Origin of the sequence: Macromonas bipunctata (assembly GCF_002837135.1) — a bacterium.
GTDB lineage: Bacteria > Pseudomonadota > Gammaproteobacteria > Burkholderiales > Burkholderiaceae_C > Macromonas_A > Macromonas_A bipunctata.
Window position 1 is genome coordinate 831 of record NZ_NWBQ01000068.1, and the last position, 507, is coordinate 1,337.

A 507-nucleotide genomic window follows, 5' to 3' on the forward strand; every position below is an offset into this window, starting at 1 on the left:
TGGTGGTGGTGTTCACGGCTTGAATCATAATTGGTCTATGACGACAAATCAAGATTTACGCACAGGAAGGCACTGTATTTTTGCGCTTCATGCACATTTGGTCTTTGTGACAAAGTACCGGCGTGGCGTGTTTCGGCAAGAGCATATGCCCGCCTTGGAACGCATCTTCCGATCGGTGTGCCAAGATTTCGAGGCTGAACTGGTGGAGTTCAATGGCGAGGCCGACCACGTTCACCTGTTGGTGAACTACCCGCCAAAAACACCCTTGTCCAAGCTGGTGAACAGCCTCAAAGGTGTGTCGAGCCGCTTGATGCGCAAGGAGTTTGGCGATTTTCACCCGTGGCTCAAACGGCGCGGCGTGCTGTGGTCGCCCAGCTACTTTGCGGCATCATGCGGCGGTGCCCCGATTGAAATACTGCGGCAGTACATTGAGCAACAACAGGCCGTCCCGGCCTGATCGCTCGAACCTCGGGCTGAACCCCGAGGCTTGCCGCTCAATCTGGGTCA

1 protein-coding gene is annotated in these 507 nt (G+C 55.4%); it reads left to right on the top strand.

Translation table 11 applies throughout. The features are described 5' to 3' along the window. Window positions 1–37: 37 nt before the first annotated feature. Window positions 38–457, top strand: a complete 420-nt coding sequence (gene tnpA, locus CON76_RS10445) for an IS200/IS605 family transposase (RefSeq protein WP_101103299.1) — start codon at window positions 38–40, stop codon at window positions 455–457. Window positions 458–507 lie beyond the last annotated feature (50 nt).